Origin of the sequence: Hydrogenophaga sp., assembly GCF_048549895.1 — a bacterium.
In the GTDB taxonomy this organism is placed as follows: domain Bacteria; phylum Pseudomonadota; class Gammaproteobacteria; order Burkholderiales; family Burkholderiaceae_C; genus Hydrogenophaga.
In genome coordinates, this window is the sequence record NZ_JBLYYB010000011.1 from 1 (window position 1) to 17,776 (window position 17,776).

6 protein-coding genes and 1 pseudogene are annotated in these 17,776 nt (G+C 67.1%); all 7 read right to left on the reverse strand.

The window, feature by feature from the left end; translation table 11 throughout:
* A pseudogene (locus ACN4F8_RS00630) lies at window positions 1-282 on the reverse strand (hypothetical protein); the annotation flags it as partial.
* Between the two features lie 33 nt (window positions 283-315).
* A complete protein-coding gene (locus tag ACN4F8_RS00635) occupies window positions 316-1,656 on the reverse strand; it encodes an HlyD family type I secretion periplasmic adaptor subunit (RefSeq protein WP_419471798.1) in 1,341 nt (446 codons plus the stop codon).
* A gap of 34 nt (window positions 1,657-1,690) precedes the next feature.
* Window positions 1,691-3,373, reverse strand: a complete 1,683-nt coding sequence (locus tag ACN4F8_RS00640) for a type I secretion system permease/ATPase (protein WP_419471799.1) — start codon at window positions 3,371-3,373, stop codon at window positions 1,691-1,693.
* 49 nt (window positions 3,374-3,422) lie between these two features.
* On the reverse strand, window positions 3,423-14,264 hold the full coding sequence (locus ACN4F8_RS00645; RefSeq protein ID WP_419471800.1) for a peroxidase family protein: 10,842 nt from the start codon (window positions 14,262-14,264) through the stop codon (window positions 3,423-3,425).
* A 583-nt stretch (window positions 14,265-14,847) separates the two neighbouring features.
* Window positions 14,848-15,273, reverse strand: a complete 426-nt coding sequence (locus tag ACN4F8_RS00650) for a hypothetical protein (RefSeq protein WP_419471801.1) — start codon at window positions 15,271-15,273, stop codon at window positions 14,848-14,850.
* A gap of 194 nt (window positions 15,274-15,467) precedes the next feature.
* On the reverse strand, window positions 15,468-16,718 hold the full coding sequence (locus tag ACN4F8_RS00655; protein WP_419471802.1) for a class I SAM-dependent methyltransferase: 1,251 nt from the start codon (window positions 16,716-16,718) through the stop codon (window positions 15,468-15,470).
* Window positions 16,719-16,731: 13 nt separating this feature from the next.
* Entirely contained in the window at window positions 16,732-17,589 is an 858-nt protein-coding gene (locus tag ACN4F8_RS00660; RefSeq protein WP_419471803.1) for a Crp/Fnr family transcriptional regulator, read from the reverse strand.
* Between the last annotated feature and the right edge of the window lie 187 nt (window positions 17,590-17,776).

Genomic DNA, 17,776 nt, shown 5'->3' on the forward strand with positions numbered 1-17,776 from the left:
ACATTCCCCGTTGGCCCAGTTGTTCGCGACCGTCGGCGCCGGGGTGAGCCCTGCGGCCACCGGGGCCAGCGGCGTGATCTGGGTGGGCAGTTCCTCCACCCACGGCGTCGTGGGTGGACTGGGCGGCAGCGGGGTGGGCTGTGCCTCGGTCTTGCGGGGCGTGAGCACCATGGGTGCGGCTGCGGTGGCGGCGAGCGAGGCCTTCAGCAAGCTGCGTCGCCGGGCATCGACGCGGGGTGTCGCGGTCGCTTCGCCGCGTTGAAGCACGAAATGCTGGCTCATGTCACTTCTCCTGGTTGAAGGGAATCGATCAGGTCACATCTGTCTGCCAGCCCTGCGCAGGGTGGAGGTGATGGGTTCGGCCAGGTACTGCAGCGCGGTCTGTTTCGAGCCTTCGATGTAGACCTCGGCGGGCATGCCGGCCTGGAGCTTGAACTCGCCGATCGACTGGAGCGCCTCGGCATCGGCAAGGATCATCACGTTGTAGTAGGGCAGGTTGGTCTGGCGGTCGATCAGGCGGTCGCCAGAGACGTAGGTGACTGCGCCGCCCACCATCGTGGTGTTGCGGTACTTGAAGGCGGTGAACTTCACCCGCGCGCGCTGACCGCGCTGAACATTGCTGACGTCCTCCGGCCGGATGCGCGCCTCGATCAGCAGTTGTGTGTCGCTGGGCACGATGTCCGCGATGGCCTCGCCGGGCCCCACCACCGCACCGGGCGAGGTGAACTTGAGGTCGATGATTTCGCCGCTGGCCGGTGCGGTCACCACCTGGCGCATGGCGGCATCAACCGACTTGCGCTGCTCCTGTTCGATCTCGCCCAGGCGCTGGGCGGTGGCCTTGAGCTGGTCGCTCGCGGCTTTCACATAGTCGTTGCGAATCGACTGGATCTTCAGGTCGATCTCCACCAGGCGCTGCGCGGCGCGCGCGAGTTCGGTGCGGCGTTCTTCCAGCTTGGCGGCGTATTCGAGCACCACCGCATCGATCTGCGAGATGCGGCTGGACGAGATGAAGCCCTGTTTGATCAGCTCGCGGTTGGCCTCCAGGTCGCTGCGCTGCAGGGTCAGCGAATTTTGTGCCTGCGCGATCTGCGCCTGAACGGCCACGATCTCCTGCTCGACACGCTCCCGCTGCGTCTTCATCAGCGTGGTGGCGCTGTCCAGCGAATGCCGCTGTGCCCGGAACAGCGCGCCTTCCTTGAGCAGCGCACTCTTGATGCGATGGTCCTGTTGGGCGGCCGTGGACAGTTCGTCGGAAAACGTGAGCGTTCGCGCAAACGAATGTTCGGCTTCCAGCCGCTCCAGCGTGGCCCGCTCCACGTAGACGCGGTAACCCAGGCGGTTGCGGTCGGCGTCCACGCGCACGTCGCCCAGCACCAGCACCGGATCGCCGGCCTTCACATGCTGGCCGTCGCGCACCAGCACCTCGCGCACGGTGCCGCCTTCGAGGTGCTGCACCGGGCGGCGGTTGAGATCCACCTTGACGAAAGCGGGCGCCACCACCGCCATGGACAGCGGCGCGAATCCCATCCACAGCGTGATCGGCACCACCGCCACGATCACGATCCAGCAGCCGGTGCGCACCAGGCGCCGGGCATGGTCCTCGTTGCTGCGCGATCCGCGCGCGGCGGACATGGTGAGCGTTGCGGAGGTGTTCATGACCGTGTGTCCTGGGCTGGTTCGTTTCAGGCCGTCAGGCGGCCTTCTGGTCCACCATCACCTGGGCCTGGCGCTGCATGCCCTTCATGACCTCGCCCGAGGGCCCGAACTGCTGGATGCGGCCAGCGGCCAGCACCAGGATCTTGTCCACGTGGGCAATGAGCGAAGGCCGGTGCGTGACGACGATCGAGGTCACGCCCGCGCTGTGCAGCGCGCCCATGGCCTGGGCCAGCGCGATCTCGCCGTCGCCGTCCAGGTTGGAGTTCGGCTCGTCCAGCACCACCAGCTGCGGGTTGCCGTAGAGCGCGCGCGCCAGGGCAACGCGCTGGCGCTGGCCCGGTGAAAGCCGCGATCCGAGTTCGCCCACCGGCGTGTCGTAGCCCTTGGGCAGGGTCAGGATCATCTCGTGCGCGTTGGCGCGCATGGCGGCGGCCACCACCGCCTCCGAGTCGATCTTGTCCAGGCGGGCGATGTTGTCCGCCACCGTGCCATCAAACAGCTCGACGTCCTGGGGCACATAGCCGATGTAGGGGCCGATCTGCTCGCGCGGCCAGGTGGCCACGTCCACGCCATCGAGTCTCACCCGCCCCGCCGTGGGCCTCCACACCCCGGTGAGCAGGCGGGCGAGGGTGGACTTGCCGGCCGCGCTCGGCCCGATGACGGCCAGTGCCTCGCCGGCCGCCAGCGAGAAGCCGATGTTGGTGAGCACCTGGGTGTCCGCGCCCGGCGGGAGAAACGCCATGTTCTCCACCGTGAGGCGGCCTTCGGGGCGCGGCATCACCACGCCCGGTTCGTCGCGTTCGAAGTCCCGCGACAACTCGAACAGGCGCCGGTAGGCGGCCCGCCCCTCGATCAGCAGACGCCAGCTGCCCACCAACTGCTCCACCGGTTGCACGGCCCGACCCAGCAGGATGCTGGTGGCGATCATCACGCCGGCCGAGGCCTGCTGGCTCAGCACCAGCCAGGCGCCCAGCGCCAGCATGAGGACCTGGATCGCCTGGCGCACGGACTTGGTCAGGGCGGTGAACGCCACCGTGCTGCGGCTCGCGCTGGTCTGCGTGGCGGCGATCTGGTCCTGCAGGGTGCGCCAGCGCTTGAGCAGGCGCTGCGTCATGCCCAGCGCCTGCAGCACCTCGGCGTTGCGCAGCGAACTCTCCACGTACTGCGACGCGCGGCGCCCTTCGTGCTGCAGGTCTTCCAGCGCGCGGCGGCTGATGCGGTCGTTGAGCCAGGCCAGCGCCAGCATCAGCAGCGCGGAGAACGCCGCGCCCAGCCCGAGGGCCGGGTGGAACATCCAGATCACGCCCACGTAGACCACCACCCAGGGCGCGTCGAACACGGCGATGAGACCGTTGGCGGAGAACACGTTGCGCAACGCCGCCACGTCGCGGATGCCTTCGGTCCGGGTGCTGCCGGGGGCGCGCGCCGCGCGCTGCACGATGGCGCTCACCACCGGCGGCGAGAGGCGTTCGTCCACCAGGTTGCCCAGCACGTTCTGCAACCGCGTGCGCACGTAGTCCAGCAGCAGCAGGATCAGCAGCGCCACGCCGGTCCCGATGAGCAGCACCACCAGCGTCTCCAGGCTGTTGCTGGAGATCACGCGGTCGAACACCTGCAAGGTGAAAAACGCCGGCACGAGGAACAGCAGGTTGATCACGAACGAGAACGCCGCGATGTAGCCCAGCAGCGGTCGAAGTTCGTTCCACAGCGGTTTCATGGTGGGGTCCTCCGGGTGGGCTTTCTCGGTGCTGCTGGGCCGTCGCTCCTCAGGCCGCGAGCAGGAAGTCCGCCTGCGTGATGGTGTTCACGCCGACGCCGTTCACACCCGTGAGCAGGATGGAGCTCAGATCACCAAACTCGACCAGCGTGTCGGCCCCCAGGTCGGTGATGGTCACCGAGGTCGCGAAGTTGCCCGCGTTGATGCCGAGTCCCGAGATGTCGAGCCGGTCCTGGTTGTTGAGCCCGTCCGGGCTGGCGTCGAAACCGACGATCGTGTCGTTGCCGAAGCCCGGCGCGAACTCGAAGATGTCGTTGCCGGCGCCGCCGTTCATGCTGTCGTTCCCCAGGCCGCCGATGAGCACGTCGTTGGCGGCCCCGGTGTCGATGGTGTCGTTGCCGTCCTGGCCATCGACGCGGTTCGCACCGGCACCGAACGTGATGATGTCGTTGCCCTGGCTGCCGATGAGGTTCTCGATGGTGTTGAGCGTGTCCACCCCGATGTCCGCGCCCGTCGCCGACGCGGTGGTGACCGTGGCGCCCGCTGCGGTTGCCGACAGGTCGTAGGTGTCGACGCCGACGCCACCGGTGTAGCTGTCGTTGCCGTCACCCACCTGCGCCACGAAGCTGTCGTTGCCGGTGCCGCCGTTGGCGGTGTCGCTGTCCAGGCCGCCGGTGATGACGTCGTTGCCGGCGTCCCCGTTGAGGGTGTCGTTGCCGGTGCCCCCATTGAGCATGTCCGCACCGCCGCCGGCGTTGATGAGGTCCGCACCGCCGCCGCCGTCGAACGTGTTGGCACCGGCACTGCCGGTCAGGTTGTCCCCCGCCGATGTGCCGATGACGTGTTCAATGGTGGCCACGGTGTCGTTGCCGGTCTGGGCACTGCTGGCCTGGCCGGTGGCGAGGTTGACCGTGGCCGCCGCAGCCGTGCCGGACAGATCGTAGGTGTCGTTGGTGCCAGCGGCGCCCACGTAGGCGTCGTTGCCGTCGCCCACTGTTGCGAAGAAGGTGTCGTTGCCGGCGCCGCCGTTCAACGAGTCCACCCCGGCACCACCGGTGAGCGCATCGTCGCCCGCGCCGCCCACCAGCGTGTTGGCGCCCGCGCCCGCGATCAATGTGTCGTTGCCGGCGCCGCCGGTTGCGTTCTCGATGTTGGCGATCGACACAAAGCCCGTTGCGGACCCGGTGCTCAGGTCCACGGTGACGGCCGAAGTCGTGGAGTCGTAGCTCAGGGTGTCGACCCCACCCTGCAGATTGGCCGTGAACGTCTCCACGTTGATCGCCTCGCTGCCCGCAAAGGCGACGATGGCCGTGCCGGCCAGCACCACCGCCAGTGTCTGGGCGCCGGCGCCGGGACCACCGAGGATGTTCACCCGGTCGTTGCTGCCCGCACCACCGTCGATCGCATCCGATCCATCACCGATGGTGTAGGTGAAGGTGTCGTCGCCGTCGTCACCGTTGAGCGTGTCGTTGCCGGTACCACCGGCGATCGTGTCGTCGCCCAGGCCGCCGTGCACCGTGTCCGCTCCATCCCCGGCGTTGAGCGCGTCGTCTCCGGCCTGACCGTCGATGAGGTTGGCACCCGCGTTGAGGGTGATGGTGTCGTTGCCCTGGCTGCCGATCACGTTCTCGATCGTGTTCAGGGTGTCGGCGCCGGTCTCTGTGCTGGTTGACGATGCGGCGGTGACCGTGGCCCCGGCCGCGGTGGCGGACAGGTCGTAGGTATCGGTGCCGGCGCCACCGGTGTAGGCGTCGTTGCCGTCGCCCACCGTGGCGAGGAAGCGGTCATCGCCGGCCGCGCCGTTCACCGCGTCGCCTCCCTCCTCGCCGGTCATGGTGTCCGCATCGGCACCGCCGTTGATGGCGTCCGCGCCCGCTCCACCGAGCATGGTGTCGCTTCCGGCGCCACCATTCAGGGTGTCTGCACCCGCGCCGCCGTCGAGCAGGTCGTCCTCGGCGTTGCCGTTGAGCGTGTCGGCACCGCCGCCGCCAAAGATGATGTCCTGTCCGGCGTTGCCGTTGAGGATTTGCCCCGCAACGTTGGGCGCGATGAAGTCGCCCACCACAATCGTCGGTGCCGAGATCACGCTTTCCGGGTGGCCCTCGAGGTCGGTGAAGTTCACGACCACGCGCAGCTGGCGGTTGACCTGGTCCTGGCCCGGCGTGAAGCTGGCGTCGGTGGCACCCGCGATGTTGGTGAACACGGCGCCGCCGCCCAGCGCACTTTGCTGCCACTGGAAGGTGAATCCGTCCAGGGCCGGCAAGCCGTCCAGGTCGGTGATCTGGTTGATCGCCTGCAGCGCCAGCGTTTCGGTGGGCGTCACGTCCGAGATCAGCACCTGGCCGGCGGCCACGTTGTTGTTGCTCTCCACCGGTGCGGTCGCGAGCGAGTACACGTTCTCCAGCACGTCGTTGGCGTCCTTGTAGATGGCGTGCACCCGCAGGGCGAGGCCGACCTCGAAGCCGCTGGGTGTGAAGGTGGGGCCGGTTGCGCGCGCCACCTCACCGCCCGCGTTCGGGATCAGGATGTCCTCGAAGACGCCGGGGCTCACCTCGGCCTGCCACACGTAGGTGACGGGTCCGGTGATGGCGCCGGTCGGGTTGGTCGGGCTGATGTTGTCGGCGTCCGTGATGCCCAGCGCCGAGACGCTCAGCACCTGGTCTTCGGTCGGTGTGGTGTCGTCGATGGTGAGGAAGCCGTCGGGGTCCGCGTTCAGGCCACCCAGCACCAGGGCCTGGTCGGAAAACTGCAGGCGCTCGATGTTCATCACCACATCGCTGCCGTCCGCACCGGGCGTACCGTCCACCACGTGGCTCACCACCATCTGGCCCGCGTCGTTGGTGGTGAGCTGGTAGTTGGCCAGCACATCGGAGAACACGGCGGTGTCGAAGTCGGCGTCGGGTGCCGCGGTCAGCTCGCGCACGATCCGGATGTCGCCCGGGTTGAGTTCACCGGAGAACACGCGCGCCTGCAGCTCGGTCATGCTGTTGGCGCGCACCGTGCCCACGCCACCCACCGCCGGGGCTTCCAGCTGCACGTTGAGCCAGGCGTCGCCGTCCAGAATGTCGTCCCCGCCGCGGCCTTCCAGAATGTCGCTGCCGTCGCCGCCCAGGATGATGTTGCCGGCGAACGAGGTCACCGGACCGCCGAGCGCGGTGTCGAGGAAACCTTGCAGGCCGTCGATCAGCGCCATGTTGGTCAGCACGCTGCCGGTGGCGCCGGACAGCGCCATGGCGGCGGCATCGTTGTCGTCACCGCGCAGCAGGTCGCCAAAGGCCGAGCCCGACATGCCCTCGATCGAGGTGAAGCGTGCGAGCACCGTGGCGTTGGACAGCGGCACCGGGGTTTCATCAAAGGCGCGCAGCAGCAGGTCGGCGTTCACACCGAACTGGTCGTCCTTGAAGCTGGCCCAGTCAAAGCCGGAGCCGCCCTCGTAGCGGTCCACCTGGCCGCCGTTGCCCACCAGGATGTCGTCGCCGCCTTCACCGTCCATGCGGTCGGAGATGGTGTTGCCGATGAACACGTCGTGGCCCACCGTCTCGTCGCGCGAGAACGCGTCGAAGTTCTCGCCGGCGCTGCCGTCGGCCATGCCGAACTCGATCCAGTCGTCGCCTTCGTTGCCGAACACGAACTCGTTGCCGCGCGCACCCAGGATGAAGTCGTTGCCCGGACCGCCGAAGGCCTCCGACGGGTCTTCGCCGGTGACGATGAAGTCGCTGCCGAAGCCACCGAGGATCAGGTTGGCGCCGTTGCCGCCGTGGATGGCGTCGTTGCCGTCGCCGCCCTGCATGTTGTCGTCGCCACCGCGGTCCGTCATGATGTCGTCGCCGGCACCACCGAGCACGAAGTCGTTGCCGTCGCCACCTTCGAGCCGGTCGCGTCCACCGTCGCCGTAGAGCGTGTCATCGCCCAGGCTGGCAATCATGGTGTCGTCGCCCTCGGTGCCGCCCAGCACCACGTGTTCGTCGCCGATGTACTGGAGGTAGTTCGGGTCGGGGGTTTCCGTGCCGGGGTTGTTGCGGATCACGTCACCGACCGGGTCGTCGCGTCCCTCCGGCCCCAGTCCGGTGAACTGTTTCGTGTCGTCCACCTCGAGGATGAGGCCGGGTGCCGAGAAGACGTCGCCGGGCAGGTGGGTCGCATCGGTGTTGGCCATCACCATGCGGGCGAAGGAGTTGTTCTCCAGCTCGGTGAGGAAGTTCAGGCCCTGGGTGCGCTCCAGGTAGTAGAACCGGTCGCCGTCCTGCAGCTTCTCCATCTGCTCTTCAAAGACGAAGTTGAAGGTGGAGCCCAGCAGGCCGCCGAAGGGCATCTGTTTCTCGGCCAGGCCACCGATCCACAGATCGATCGCGTCGACCCCGGTGATGGTGACCCCGCCGGGCCCGGCGGCGTAGTCGCCGGTGCTGTTGAGGAAGGCCAGGCGGTCGGCGTTGAAGGCGGTGGCATCGGCCCCGGTCAGGGAGGGGTCGCCGAACACGAGGTTCATGGCGGCCGCGCGTTTGGCTTCCAGAGACGTCGCATTCAGGATGGTCACATGCGTACCGTAGGCCGCGATGAAGTTGATCACCGAGGCCTCGTGTTTGAGGTTGTGCGTGAGGTCGATCCAGCTCGTGTAGGTCTTGATCTGGCTGTCACCGGTCACGTTGTAGAAGTCGCTCCGCGCCGCATTCAAGTTCGGCACGCCCGAGTCGCGGCCCCGCATGATGTTGATGGCGGCGAGGTCCAGCGGCAGGCCCAGCAGGTTGTTGCGCAGGGCTTCGGTCACGAACTCGTCGATCTCGTTGCCCTGCTGCCGGGTGAGGCCGCGCACCAGGGCGCCGGCCGCTTCGTCTGCAGACGGGCCGCTGGCGGCGAACTCGAGCGGGTTCAGGAAGGCCGCGACCAGACCGAGTTGCTGCTCCGGGTTCGCCGAGTTGGGGTCGCCGATCACGTTGAAGCTGGGATCAAAGCGGTCCACCGTCTCGGTCAGCATGGAGTGGCCGAAGCGGTACACCGTGTGGGCGAACTCCGCCACGATGGACGGGTCGATCTCGGTGTCGTAGACCTGCGTGGCGGCAAAGAAGATGTCCACCTGCGGCTGCACCTTGCGCGCGAACTCCTCGAACACCAGGTGCTGGTATTGCATCTCGGTGCCGAAGCGGGCCGCCTGGAACAGGCGCTCGCCGTTCCACGAACCGTCGGGCAACTGCCAGTGGGCGATGAAGGCCGGGTCGCCCGAGGCCAGGATCACGGCCTTCGTGTGTTCCACCAGCCGGTTGTGCTCGGCGTGGAACACGTGGTGCACGGCCGTCAGCGCGATGTTCTCGTTGACCCGCCCGTCGCCCGCCATGTAGTGCGCGTCGAGCAGTTCGTCGTCGTAGGTGCCCGCAGCGGGTGCGCCGCCAATGACCGAGTCGGCATCGGCGGTCAGCGGTGCACCGGTCTGGCCATTGACCGGGGCGGCACTGTGCGCAATGTCGTCCAGGAAGGCGTGGCCGGCGCGCACGGCAGCGCTCGCATCGATGGGCGCGCCCGGCGTTCCCGAGGCCAGGCCGTTGCCGTCCAGATCCAGCGGCCCGCCGATCTGGTCGGCCCTCAGCACGATTTGTGCAAAGCCGGTGACCGGGTCGGGGATGAACTTGCCGTAGGCGTCGGTGGCCAGCAGCGGCAGGTTGAGCACGTCGAGGTCGTCGAGCTCGATGCCGAGCAGGTCGCGGGCCTGCGCCTTGACGATGGCCCAGGTGGACATGCCGCCGAGGTCGACGTCGTTGCCGTTGCCGAACACGCCGTCGACCAGGTCGCGGTTGGTGATCAGGCGGCCGGTGGCGACCGGTTCACCCGCTGCGTTGAGTTGGTATTCGCGCAGGAACACCTGGTGCGAGGGGTGCGAGGTGTAGGTCTGGTTCTGGTCGACAAAGGGCGTGGTGCCGTTGTGGGCCTCGTGCGTGGTGTCGTCCAGGCTTTCGTCCACATCGAGCGTGAGCGGATCGTCGCCGAGCACACCGTCGGCGCCCGGGCCGTCGAACTGCGTAGCGCGCGTGAGCACCAGGAAGTTGGGTGCGCCGGGTGCCGGGTTGTAGAGCGGGTCGTCCGGCTGCAGCGGCACGAAGATGGTGCCGTTGCCGCCCTTGCTCACCAGGTCGAGACCGTGGTCGAAGAACTGACCGAAGAAGGTCATGAACGGGTTGAAGGGTGCAGACAGACCTTCGTCCGGCGCGGTGTTCGGGATGAAAAACACCTCCCGGTCGTCGGCAGTGCCGAAGATGCCGTCCAGGCCGGGACTCATGACGGTCTCGGCCCCCAGGCCGGCGGCCGCCGGGTTGCTGGCGGTCTGGTCGACGATCAGGTTGGAGATGATGCGCGGGTCGGCATCCACCACGTGCGAGTCGCTGCCGTAGTCGGTGTTGGTGAGCACACCGCCGGGGCCCAGGTTGATCTGGTCACCGTCCTGGTCGTTCAGGAAGACCGGGTCGACCAGCCGGGGGAACAGCGTGTCGGCCGCACCGAAGTCGGTCTGGCCCTGCACCAGGTTGTTGTAGCTGCCGTCGACCGTGCGCAGGCCGAAGGCCACGCGCGAGTTCGGCAGGATGTCGGACAGTGATTCACCGGCCGCGTGCCGTTCCGAGACGACGATCTGGTCGAGGATGAACTGCAGGTCGGCGCGGATGAAACGCACGCCTTCGCTGGCCACCAGGCCCTCGGCTGGCAACGGGGCGGGAGGCGCCACGACGACACTGCCGGTGACCGGCGCGGTGGGCGCCGAGAACACGTTTTCCAGCACGCCGTTGTCGTCCTGGTAGACCGCCCGAACGCGCAGGGCCAGCCCGCTGAGCTCAGGCGTCACCCGGAAGGAAGTCCCGTCGGCGGTGGCGGGCTGGTTGCCGCCCACGTCGACGATGTCGCGGAAGACGCCGGGCGCCCGAACCGGGTCCGACTCGACCTGCCAGACGTAAGCCACCGGACGCCCGGCCAGCGTGCCACCCGCGAGGTCGGCATCGGCGATGCCCGCGGCCGACACGGTCAACAACTGGTTGATCGAGGGCGTGTCGTCGCTGATGGTGAGCGAGCCCACGGGCTCGCTGTTGAGCCCGGGCACCAGCACGACCGATTCATCGGAAAACTGCAGCCGCTCGATGTTTCTCAGCGTGTCGGTGCCGTCGGTGCCATCGTTGGTGCCCACGTTGTCCGTGACGGTGGTGGTGCCTTCGAGCGAGGTGGTCACGGTGTAGTTGGCGCGTGGGCCGGAGAACACGGCGGTGTCGAAGTCCGGGCCGTCCGCCATGTTGATTTCGCGCACGATGCTGAGCTGGCTCGGGTTGATCTGGCCCGAGAGCATGTAGGGCATGAGGTCCTTCATGCTGTCCACCGTGTCGGGCAGGCCGGGCGGCGGGTTGCTGATGGCGATGCGCACGTTGAGCCAGGCGTCGCCGTCGATGATGTCGTTGCCGCCGCGCCCCTCGATGATGTCGCTGCCGTCGCCGCCGAGGATGATGTTGCCGGCGCCGAACGAGGTCATGCCCTCGGGCAGGATCGCCTGCAGCCCGTTGATCAGGGCGATGTTGGTGAGCACGCTGCCGTGGGCGCCGGCCTGGAGGATCTCGGTGGCGTCGGCGTCGTCGCCGCGCAGCACGTCGGCGAAGCCCGAGCCCGACAGACCTTCGGTGAACGCGAAGCGGTCCATGATGCCGGCGGCCGACGGCGCCACGGGTGGTTCGATCAGGTCGTTGACGATCATGTCCGCCGTCACGCCGTACTTGTCGAACTTGTAGCTGGCCCAGTCGAAGCCGGAGCCGCCGTCGAAGTGGTCCTCGCCGTCGGAGCCGGTGAAGATGTCGTCGCCGCCTTCACCGATGAGCTCGTCGAAGCCGCCGCCGGAGATCAACACATCGTTGCCGATGATGTTGTCCCGAAAGAGCGGGTCGGAGCTGTCACCGGTGGTGCCGTCCTGGGTGCCGAGCTCGATCCAGTCGTGACCTTCGTTGCCCAGGGTCGGCAGGTTGCCCTTGCTGCCCAGGATGAAGTCGTTGCCCTGGCCGGCGAAGACTTCGGACACGTCCTCACCCGTGATGATGAAGTCGCTGCCGTCGCCGCCGATGATCAGGTTGAAGCCGTTGCCGCCGTGGATGACGTCGTTGCCCTCGTTGCCCTTGAGCACGTCGTCGCCGCCGCGGTCGGTGATGATGTCGTCGCCCGCGCCGCCCTCGACGTTGTCGTTGCCGTCGCCCCCTTCAAGCCGGTCGTTGCCGCCGTCGCCCCACAGCGTGTCGTCACCGATGCTGGCGATCAGGGTGTCGTTGCCGGCGGTGCCGCCGAGCACCACGTGGTCGCCACCGGTGTACTGGAGGTAGTTCGCATCAACCCCCGGCGTGCCCGGGTTGTCGCGGATCACCAGCGGGATGAGGGAGGAGCCGTCACCCACCGGATCGTCGTTGAAGTCCGCACCCAGCCCGGTGAACTGGTTCGCCTGGTTGACCTCCAGCGTGAAGCCCGGGGTCGAGAAGATGTCGGCGGGCAGGTGCGTGTTGTCGGTGTTGAGCATCACCAGCTTGGCGAACGAGTTGTTCTCCATCTCGGTGAGGAAGTTCAGGCCCGCCAGTCGCGAGAGGTAGTAGAAGCGGTCGCCGTTCTGCAGCGCCTCCATCTGGCTCTCGAAGACGAAGTTGAAGGTGGAGCCCAGCATGCCGCCGAACGGCATGGTCTTCTCGGCCAGGCCGCCGATCCACAGGTCGATGGCATCAACGCCGGTGATGGTGACGCCGTTCGCACCGCTGGCGTAGGCGCCGGTGCTGTTGAGGAAAGCCAGGCGATCGTCTTCATCGGCGACGAAGGTGCGCTCGTCCGGCGTGCCTTCGTTGATGACCGCATTGCCACCGAACACGAGTGCAGCGGCCACGGCACGCTTCTCTGCCAGCGTGTCGACATCGGCGGCGTTGAGCGCGGTGTGCACGCCGTAGCCCGCGATGAAGTTGAGCACCGAGGCCTCGTGCTTGAGGTTCTGGGTCAGGTCGACCCAGCTGGTGTAGGGCTTGAGCTGCGGGTCGGCGGTGGTCTGGTAGAACTCGCGCCGCGCGGCGTTGAGCGTGGGCACGCCGGTGTCGCGGCCGCGCGCGATGTTGATCGCCGCCAGATCCAGCGGCAGGCCGAGCAGGCTGTTGCGCAGCGAGTCGGTCACGAACTCGTCAATGGCGTTGCCCACCTGGCGCGTCATGCCTCGCACGATGGCGCCGGCCGCTGCTTCGGGGCTGAGCGTGCCGTTTTCGTTGAATTCGAGCGGGTTGAGGAAGGCGCTGATCAGCGAGATGTCGTTCGGCACGAAATCGGGCGAGAGCCGGTCCACCGACTCGGTCAGCATCGAATGCCCGACGCGGAAGACCGCGTGCGCGAACTCGGCCACGATGGCCGGGTTGATCGTGGTGTCGTAGTTGGTCTCGGGCAGGAAGGCGTCGACGGCCGGCTGCATCTTGCGGGCGAACTCTTCGAACACCAGGTGCTGGTACTGCATTTCGGTGGCGAAGCGGGCGGCCTGGAAGAGGCGTTCACCGTTCCACGAGCCGTCGGGTAACTGCCACGAGGCGATGAACGCGGCATCGCCGGTGGCCAGCACGGTGGCCTTGATCTCTTCGGCCTGGCGGTTGTGCTCGGAATGGAACACGTGGTGCACGGCGGTCAGCGCGATGTTCTCGTTGCCACGCCCGTCGCCGGTGATGAAGTGGCGCTCGAGCAGTTCGTTGTCGTAGGTGCCCACCGGTTGCGCCCCGACGTTGATGTCGCCGTCGTCATCGGCCACGAGGCCGGCGTTGGGGGCCGCGTTGTGCGCGATGTCGTTCAGGAACGCATGGCCGGTGCGAACGCCCAGGCTGGCGTCGATCGGCGTGCCCGGGGAGCCCGAAGCCAGCCCATTGCCGTCGGGGTCCAGCGGGCCGCCCACCTGGTCGGGCCGCAGCACGATCTGCGCGAAGCCGGTGACCGGGTCGGGGATGAATTTGCCGTAGGCGTCGGTGGCCAGCAGCGGCACGTCAAGCACGTCGGCGTCGTCCAGGGCAATGCCGAGCATGGCCAGGGCCTGCGCCTTGACCTCGGCCCAGTTGGCCAGGCCGCTGTCGGCACCGTCGAGCAGATTTCCGGTGGCCACCGGCCGGCCGCTGGCATTCAGTGCGTACTCGCGCAGAAAGACCTGGTGCGACGCGTGCGAGGTGTAGGTCTGGTTCTGGTCGACGAAGGGCGTCGTCTGGTTGGTCTGGTCGCCGTTGGCGTCCCGCGTGGCGCGCGAGACCACCATGAAATTGGTCGGGCTGCCCTCGACATACAGCGGGTCGTCGGGCTGCAGCGGAATGAAGATGTTCTCCACGCTGCTCTTGTTGACCAGGTCCAGGCCGTGGTCGAAGAACTGGCCGAAGAAGGTGAACCACGAGTTGAACGGCGCCGAGAGGCCTTCGTCGGGCGCCACGTTCGGAATGGTCAGCAGCGTGCCGGGAGGAATCACGTTGCCGTCGAGATCCAGCAGGGCGCCGTCGCTCTCGCGGATGGTTCCCAGCCCGGCGCTCACAAAGGCGCTGACCGCGGCCGGGTTGTTGCTGGTCATGTCGGCGATCAGGTTGCTGATGATGCGCGGATCGGCATCGGCCACGTTGCCGCTGGTGCCGTAGTTGGTGTTGGTGACCGGACCGAAGGTGTCCCCGTCGGCGTCGTCCGGGTACAGCGCGTCCACCATCTGCGGAAAGGGCTGGTCCGCGGCGCCATGGTTGGTCTGCCCGGGAATCAGGTTGTTGTAGGTGCCATCGACCGTGCGCAGGCCGAAGGGCGCAAAGGTGTTCGGCAACAGGCTCGTCAAGTCTGCGCCGGCAACATGCGCCTCGGAAATGAGGATCTGCTGGAGGATGAATTCGAGATCGGACCGTATCAGGCTGGCCATGGTGTTCCCCTCAAATGACGTCAAACAATCTGCCCGGGATGCGACCCATGGAGGCTGTGCCTCCTGGCGTCGGGCCAGGGCAAGCGTGGGGCTGGCGAGCGCCAGCCAAAAACCTGTCGGGAGGAAAAGAGAGATGCACAGCGCGACCCGGGGGTCTTCCCGGTGAGAAGACGCGGGTCAAGCCGGGGGCTGTGATCTCAGAGGGGTGCCCGTCGTCGCACGCGCGCGCGGGTGAAGGCGGACGTCTTGCGAACGCCGCCGAGAGGCGGATGGATGGTTGTCGGCAACTCGCGCGGCATGTCGGCACAGGGCGATTGCGACCGGTGCGACATGGGGTTCGGATTCGGGCCTTGCATATGCTCCTCCGTCGTTCTTGTCAACGCGAAATGAACATCGGCGCGCCGTGGGGTCGTTGGCTCCTGGGAGCTCGGCTGATCGGTGGTCGACTCTCTGGCAATGTTATCGCCAGGGCACAGAATGTATAAGAAACGTAAAAAAGGTGCAAGTCATTTTCTGAACAAACTTAACTTTTTCAGCTTTATATGAAGAAAAAAGAGTGCACAGGCATCCGCGCCGACACACCTCAGGAATCTGAATCCGACTCCTGCGCGCGCGCCAGAAGAACAACGACAACGACCCCGACCAGCACTGCAACCAGGGCGATGAAGTTCCACGCGATACCGACGCCTGGGGAGAAATTCTCGGCCTGGCCGGATACCCTGGAGGGCTGGCGGTCGGCCTGCAAAAGCGGGTTGAAAATCGCCGATCCGAGCTCGGTATTACCTCTTGTTGCAAGGTTTTCTGTCGAAGGCGCAGGGGCCTGGGTAGCGACACTGTGGTCCGGGTGGTTTTCGTCGGTCAGGAGGCTCGCGGGTACTTCCGCCGTGATGACTTCGATGACCGAAACCGGAGCCGCCTGAAAGTCGGCGTGTGCTGGAGCGACCGCGCAAAGCACGGTGGAAATCCACAAGATCGTGGTCCGGACGTCGCATCCGTCGATGTGTCTCATGGCAAAGTTCCGGATGTTGATTGTGGAGAGAAAAGTTAGACCAACTCAGGCGAAAAGCCTAAGTTTTCAAGACCTGAAGAAGGCAAAGTGGTCCAGATCTGACGGGCGAATCAACTCGTTTGCGGTGTGGCGTTCGTCAGCACGCCTCCTTGGGTGGTGCAGCGGTTTTCACGGTGTTGGTCTCCTTGGCTGGCTCATGAGGGCTCTGCCGCGTAGATGTGGCGCCGGTTGAAGGGGTAGTCCGACTGGGCTCCCCGCAACGGTGTGTTGTTCATCACGCCGGTGGGGCGCGAGGCCAGCAGCTGGTGGATCGAGATCCAGCCGCGTTCGAACGCCACGGCACAACCGGCGAGGTACAGCCGGTACGCGCGCACCGTGGCGTTGCTGGTGAGTTCGCGTGCGCGATCCAGCTGGTTCTCCAGCGCGCTCGACCAGGCCCACAAGGTGCGGGCGTAGTGGGGCCGCAGGTTTTCGGCATCCAGCAGCTCCAGGCCGCAGGCACTCAGGCTGCGCGCCACGCGCGACACGTGCACCAGTTCGCCGCCGGGGAAGATGTGTTTGTCGATGAAGTCGCCCAGGCCGGCGCCGAGCTGGTGGTTGTCGACACCGCCGGCGGTGATGCCGTGGTTGAGCAGCAGGCCTCCGGGCTTGAGCAGCCGCTGCAGCCGGCCGAAGTAGCCGTCGAGCTGGGCGCTGCCCACGTGTTCGAACATGCCGACCGAGGCAATGCGGTCGAAACGTGCCACGGGCGGCAAATCGCGGTAGTCGAGCAGGCGCATGGTCACCCGGTCGCGCAGGCCCTTTTCGTCGATCAGGCGGTTCACATGGGCGTGCTGGTGGCGCGAGAGCGTGATGCCCATGGCGTGCACGCCGTGGTGCTCGGCGGCCCACAGCAGCAGCCCGCCCCAGCCCGCGCCGATGTCCAGGAACAGCTGGCCGGGCTCCAGCTGAAGCTTGCGGCAGATGTGTTCGAGCTTGGCTTCCTGCGCTTGCGCCAGCGTCATGTCGTTGCGTTCGTAGTAGGCGCACGAATACACCCGCAGCGGGTCGAGCCAGAGCGCAAAGAACTCGTCGCTCAGGTCGTAGTGAAAGCGCACCTGCTCTGCGTCCCTGTGGGGGCGGTGCAGCCAGCGCGAGCGCAGGTGCTGCAGCAGCTGGGCACACGGGTGGACACGGCCCAGGCCCACCGGGTCGCCGGCCAGCTCGGCGGCGATCTCCACCGCCTCGCGCAGGTTGCCTTCGATTTCCAGGTCGCCGCCCACATAGGCGTCGGCCAGGGTGCCGATGTGGCCGCTGACCAGCCACTTGAGTTGCTGGGTGTCGTTCACCTTCAGGCACACCGGTGCGTCGGCGGCACCCGCGCGGCCACCGGGCCACTGCAGCGCCAGCGGGCGCGAGAGTTGCCCGATGCGCGACTCGATCAGGGACGGCAGGATGAGTTGCATGGTGTCGATCCGTTCACGCGGCCAGGGTTTGCAGGCGGGTGGACTTGCCTGCGCCACCGCGCTGGGGCAGGGGGCGGCGCGAAGACGCTGCGCCCAGGTCGTCCATCGAACGGCGGGTGCTGCGCGAGTAGGCCTTGAGACCGTCCATGTCCAGGATTTCCACGTCGCGGTCGCTGACGTGGATGAGGCGGGCCAGGGCCAGCGCAGTGAAGGATCGGCTCACGGTTTCGTGCGCCACGCCGAGCATGCTGGCGATGTCGCGCCGGCCCATGCGCAGGTGGAATCGCCGCGGCGACTGGCCGCTGGCCGCCATCTGGCGCGAGAGCTGCAACAAAAAGCGTGCGAGCCGCACCTCCGAGGCCACGGCCGCCATCACGTCCACCAGTTCCCGCGTGCGGGTGAGTGCCCGGCTGCCGGCGCGCCGCAGTTCCTGCTCCAAGGCCGGCGCCGCCCGGCTCAGCGCGGGCAGCTCGGCCTTGGGGATCACGTACACGGTGGCGTCTTCCAGCGCGGTGGCGGCGGTGGGGTGGGTTTCCATGCACAGCGCGTCGAAGGCCAGCACCTCCCGGCGCCCGACGAAAGCCAGCACCTGTTCGTAGCCGTCCTCGTCGGTGCGGAAGATCTTGAAGGTACCGGTGCACACGAAGTACAGCGCATTGCTGGGCGCGCCCATGTACATGAGGTGATCGCCCGCAGCCACACGGCGCAGACCCACGGGTATCCGGCTGGCGGTGCGCTGCAGGTGTGGCGCCTCGGGCGTGTCGTGGCCCAGCAGGCGCATGAGGTCGGTCAGCGTGCTGCGCCCCAGGGGCGCCGTTGCCGCTCCATCGGCCTGGGCCGTGCGGGTCGTGAGTGGGGTCGCTGGATTCAAGGTGCCTCCTTGGTTGGCCGGTTCAACACCGGGTTGTTCTGGTTCAAGGATGCGCTGTCCGACTGCGGCACACCATCGGAATCCCGCACAACCTGCGTTCGGAATGCCACTGGTCGCGCACTGGTCAATTCCCATGCAGCGGTCAGAAAACTCCTACCCCACGGCAAGGCTTTGATGCAGGTCAGGT

What these genes read in the sequence shown, in the direction of transcription:
- ACN4F8_RS00635 (WP_419471798.1), bottom strand. Translation starts at nt 1,656, where the DNA reads ATGAACACCTCCGCAACGCTCACCATGTCCGCCGCGCGCGGATCGCGC.
- ACN4F8_RS00640 (WP_419471799.1), bottom strand. Translation starts at nt 3,373, where the DNA reads ATGAAACCGCTGTGGAACGAACTTCGACCGCTGCTGGGCTACATCGCG.
- ACN4F8_RS00645 (WP_419471800.1), bottom strand. Translation starts at nt 14,264, where the DNA reads ATGGCCAGCCTGATACGGTCCGATCTCGAATTCATCCTCCAGCAGATC.
- ACN4F8_RS00650 (WP_419471801.1), bottom strand. Translation starts at nt 15,273, where the DNA reads ATGAGACACATCGACGGATGCGACGTCCGGACCACGATCTTGTGGATT.
- ACN4F8_RS00655 (WP_419471802.1), bottom strand. Translation starts at nt 16,718, where the DNA reads ATGCAACTCATCCTGCCGTCCCTGATCGAGTCGCGCATCGGGCAACTC.